At 74.4% G+C, this 3,869-nt stretch carries 4 protein-coding genes; all 4 read left to right on the plus strand.

The genetic code is table 11. The features are described from left to right. Positions 1–257 precede the first annotated feature (257 nt). Complete coding sequence (locus tag SZN_RS36065; RefSeq protein WP_007505386.1) at positions 258–899, plus strand: IclR family transcriptional regulator; 642 nt, start codon at positions 258–260, stop codon at positions 897–899. 126 nt (positions 900–1,025) lie between these two features. Next, complete coding sequence (locus SZN_RS36070) at positions 1,026–1,805, plus strand: hypothetical protein (protein ID WP_007505387.1); 780 nt, start codon at positions 1,026–1,028, stop codon at positions 1,803–1,805. Next, complete coding sequence (menC, locus tag SZN_RS36075; RefSeq protein WP_007505388.1) at positions 1,802–2,911, plus strand: o-succinylbenzoate synthase; 1,110 nt, start codon at positions 1,802–1,804, stop codon at positions 2,909–2,911. The genes SZN_RS36070 and menC overlap by 4 nt, the downstream gene beginning before the upstream one ends. A 108-nt stretch (positions 2,912–3,019) precedes the next feature. Then, the coding region (locus SZN_RS36080; RefSeq protein WP_007505390.1) for a S16 family serine protease at positions 3,020–3,869 on the plus strand (850 nt) is incomplete at its 3' end.

The raw sequence follows: 3,869 nt of genomic DNA on the forward strand, positions 1-3,869 counted from the left end.
GGCAAACGTGTGTGGTACGTACCGGGTGCTGACCGGATTCTGGACGGAGCCTTCCGCTCAGCGAACCGGACTCGCTAATGTCCCGCTACGCACACGCCCCGTGGCAGCGCCGCCGCGGAGCGCAGCCGTGAAGCGACGCGGTCCGGAATGCCGGACCGCCGGCCGATCGGCGGCCTCTGAAGCGCGTCACTGACGGGACTCGGTGACGCATCCGCCGCGAGGGGGCCGCCGACCTCACCACTTAAGGAGTGGGCGTCGTGACCGCGGAGACCTCCCAGACGCTCGACCGGGGACTGCGCGTCCTCAAGCTGCTGGCCGACACGGACCACGGACTGACCGTCACCGAGCTATCCCACAAACTGGGCGTGAACCGGACCGTCGTGTACCGGCTGCTCGCCACGCTCGAACAGCACGCCCTGGTCCGCCGCGACCTCGGCGGACGCGCCCGCGTCGGACTGGGAGTGCTGCGCCTGGGCCGCCAGGTGCATCCGCTGGTGCGCGAGGCCGCGCTCCCCGCGCTGCGCGCGCTGGCGGAGGACATAGGGGCGACGGCTCATCTGACGCTGGTCGACGGCACGGAGGCACTGGCGGTGGCCGTCGTCGAACCGACCTGGACCGACTACCACGTGGCCTACCGCGCGGGCTTCCGGCATCCGCTGGACCGCGGGGCGGCCGGCCGGGCCATCCTCGCCGCCCGGCGGCAGCCGATGGACGAACCCGGCTACACCCTGACCCACGGCGAACTGGAGGCCGGTGCGAGCGGGGCGGCCGCACCGCTGCTCGGGGTGACCGGGGTGGAGGGCAGCGTGGGGGTCGTGATGCTCGCCGACGCGGTGCCCGAACGCGTCGGACCCCGGGTGCTGGACGCCGCCCGCGAGGTCGCCGAGGCCCTGCGCTGACGCGCGCGGCGCGCACTCCCGGCGCACCGGCCGACCGCGAACCGCGCCCGGCACGGCACCAGTTGCCGTGACCGGAAACTTCACCGGCACTAGGCACGGCCCCGCGCCGCCTCCGACACTCGTGTCATGGATTCCCTGAGCGTCCGTACCGTTCACGAGCCCGCGGCGTTCGCCGCCGTCGCCGACTACTTCGGCGAGGTGTGGCGGACGCCCCGCAGCGCGCCGCCGTTCCTGTCCGAGACGCTGAACAGCCTCGCCCACGCGGGCGGCGCGGTGCACGCCGCCTACGACGGGGACCGCCTCGTGGGCGGTTGCGCCGCGGTGTTCGGACCGCCCGCAGCCCGGGAGGCGTACTCGCTGATCGCGGCGGCCGAGCGCGGGCTCGGGCCGCGGCTCAAAGGGGCCCAGCGCGCCTGGGCGGTGGAGCACGGGGCGCTCACCATGCGCTGGACCTTCGACCCGCTGGCCGGCCGCAACGCCCGCTTCAACCTCGTCAAGCTCGGCGCCGCCGGGACCGCCTACCTGGTCGACTTCTACGGCCCGATGGCGGACGGCGTGAACGAGGGCGACGAGAGCGACCGGCTGGAGGTGACCTGGGACCTGGTCGCCCCGCCCCGGCCCCCGGCCCCCGCCGCGCCCGGCGCCGGCGACCGCGACGCCGCCCCCGTCACGCACACCGCACCCGACGGGGGCCCGCTGGCCCGCCGGGACCGCGACGGCCGGTACGTCTGGTGCCGGGTGCCGGACGACATCGTGGCGCTGCGGGCCGCCGACCCCGAACTGGCGCTGCGCTGGCGGCGGGCGGTGCGCGAGGTGTTCACGAAGGCGTTCGCCGAGGGCCGCGCGGCGCGCGCGATGTCCCGCGACGGCTGGTACACGCTCACCCGCGAGGAGGCCCCCCGGTGAAGCTCGCACGCGTCGAGGCCGTGCACATCGCGATCCCGCTGGTCAGGCCCTTCCGCACCTCGTTCGGCACCATGACGACGAAGGACACCTTCCTGCTGCACGTCGTCACCGACGGCGCCGAGGGCTGGTCGGAGTTCGCCGGCGACCCCGAGCCGGGGTACTGCGCGGAGTTCACGGCAGGCGCACAGATCGTGCTGCGCGACTTCCTGCTGCCCCGGATCGCCGCCCTGCCCGCGCTCGACGCGGCGCTGGTCGGCCCGGCGACGGCCCCCGTCAAGGGGCACGAGCTGGCCAAGGCCGCGCTGGAGACCGCGGTGCTCGACGCGCAGCTGCGGTCGTACGGGATGCCGCTCGCCACGTATCTGGGCGCGACGCGCGAGCGGGTGCCGGCCGGGGTGTCCGTCGGGATCAAGCCCACGCTCGCCGCCCTGCTGGACGACGTCGAGGGCTATCTCGCCGAGGGGTACGTCCGGATCAAGCTGAAGATCGAACCGGGCTGGGACCTGGAGCCGGTGCGGGCCGTGCGGGAGCGCTTCGGTGCCGCCCTGCCGCTTCAGGTGGACGCCAACACGGCGTACACGCTCGCGGACGCCGAACATCTGCGGCGGCTGGACGAGTTCGGGCTCCTGCTGGTCGAGGAGCCGCTCACCGAGAACAACCTGCACGCCCACGCCCGGCTCCAGTGGCGGCTGGCGACCCCGGTCTGCCTGGACGAGTCCCTGCACAACGCCCGCGACACCGCCTCGGCCATCGCGATGGACGCCTGCCGCGCCGTCAACGTCAAGCCCGCGCGGGTCGGGGGCTTCCTGGAGGCGCGGCGGGTCCACGACGTGGCGCACGCGCACGGGGTGCCGGTGTGGTGCGGCGGGATGCTGGAGACCGGGGTGGGCAGGGCCGCGAACCTGGCGCTGGCGGCCCTGCCCGGCTGCACGCTCCCCGGGGACACCTCGGCGTCCGCCCGCTACTTCGCCGAGGACGTCACCGAACCCTTCGTCCTGGTGGACGGCCATCTGCCGGTGCCGCGGACCCCGGGCATCGGGGTGGCGCCCCTCCCGGAGGCCCTCGCCCGCTTCACGAAGGGGCGCAGGAACCTGTACCCGGCCTGACGAGACCCGTACGTGACCGGGCACGCCCCCATGCGTGACCTCCATGGGAGAGCCTGGACAGCCCGGCCCGCACCCGTCGGCCGTCCGCCGCCACGTTAGATTGATCCCGTGTTCTCTCGTCTCACGCGCCCCCGGGCCCTCGCCGTCTGCGCCGTGCCCGTCGTGGCGCTGCTCGCCACCGCGGCCTTCGCGCCGCTGCCGTACTCGCTGACGCAGCCCGGACTGACGGCCGACGTGCTCGGGGAGAACAAGGGCGACCCGGTGATCACGATCACCGGGGCCCCGGTGAGGGACACCACCGGCCAGCTGCGCATGACGACCATCGAGGCGACCTCGCCCGACACCCCGGTGCGGCTCGGCCAGCTGGTCGACGCCTGGTTCAGCACGGACCGGGCCGTCATGCCGCGGGACTCGGTCTACCCGAGCGGGCGGAGCACCCGGGAGATCGAGCGGTACAACACCCGGCAGATGCAGGCGTCCCAGGACGACGCCACCCGGGCGGCGCTCGGCTACCTGGGCCTGGACGGCAAGGGCGTCGAGGTCACCCTGAAGCTCGCGGACGTCGGCGGCCCGAGCGCGGGGCTGCTGTTCTCCCTCGGCATCGTGGACAAGCTCAACGGCGACGGCGCGGACGGCGACCTCACCGGCGGGCGCACCATCGCCGGCACCGGCACCATCGACCCGGCAGGCAAGGTCGGCCCGGTCGGCGGCGTCTCCCTGAAGACGCAGGCCGCCCGCCGCGACGGGGCGAGCGTCTTCCTGGTGCCCAAGGCGGAGTGCGGCGACGCCAAGGCCGAACTGCCCGCGGGGCTGCGCCTGATCCCGGTGACCACGCTCAAATGCTCTGCGTGTACAGCTGCCGGGCGAGCGTTGCCTGCCGCCTGTGGTACCGCGGTACGACGCCCGTGCTCCGGATGGCCCCCGGGTATACGGGGCGGGCGGCACCCGTGCCTAGCGT

This window comes from Streptomyces zinciresistens K42 (genome assembly GCF_000225525.1).
Taxonomy (GTDB): Bacteria; Actinomycetota; Actinomycetes; order Streptomycetales; family Streptomycetaceae; genus Streptomyces; species Streptomyces zinciresistens.

Bases quoted from the DNA above. Each gene is read 5' to 3' on its own strand.
- SZN_RS36070 (WP_007505387.1), top strand. From the start codon at position 1,026: ATGGATTCCCTGAGCGTCCGTACCGTTCACGAGCCCGCGGCGTTCGCC.